The organism is Vibrio sp. 2132-1 (assembly GCF_033344315.1).
In genome coordinates, this window is record NZ_JAWPON010000428.1 from 1 (window position 1) to 651 (window position 651).

Below are 651 nucleotides of genomic sequence, written 5' to 3' on the forward strand. Positions count from 1 at the left end.
TGGCGCCTACACCACGACTTCGATACCTTTTGCCTTAATACGCTTCATAATGCCTTGAATAGACGAAGCGCGGAAATTGTCTGAGCCAGCCTTCATAATTAAGCGGTAAATACCCACAACTTTTGGTTCTCGCTTGAGAATAGACTCTGCGACAAAATCTTTACGAGTGCGGTTCGCATCAACGATTGCACCAATAATGTTATTAGGAACTTCTTGGTAGTTTGCTAACAATTGCTTTGTATCTTTTGGTAAGCAGTAACCACCATAACCGAATGACGGATTGTTGTAGTGATTGCCAATACGAGGATCTAAGCCTACACCTTCAATAATTTGGCGCGCATCAAGGTTATGTGCTTCAGCATAAGAATCTAATTCATTGAAGTAAGCTACGCGCATCGCTAGGTATGTGTTTGAGAACAACTTAACCGCTTCTGCTTCTGTAGAGTCAGTAAACAAAACCGAGATGTCTTCTTTTACTGCACCTTCAACTAAAAGGTTAGCGAACTTCTCTGCACGTTCGCTACGCTCACCAACGATAATGCGAGACGGGTGTAGGTTATCGTAAAGAGCTTTGCCTTCGCGAAGAAATTCTGGAGAGAACATGACATTCTGACAACCGAGCTCCTCTTTAATACGCGCAGTATAACCCAC

At 43.2% G+C, this 651-nt stretch carries 1 pseudogene; it reads right to left on the reverse strand.

What is annotated here, in order from left to right:
* Positions 1–9 precede the first annotated feature (9 nt).
* Positions 10–651, reverse strand: a pseudogene (locus R8N47_RS25840) (nucleotide sugar dehydrogenase); the annotation flags it as partial.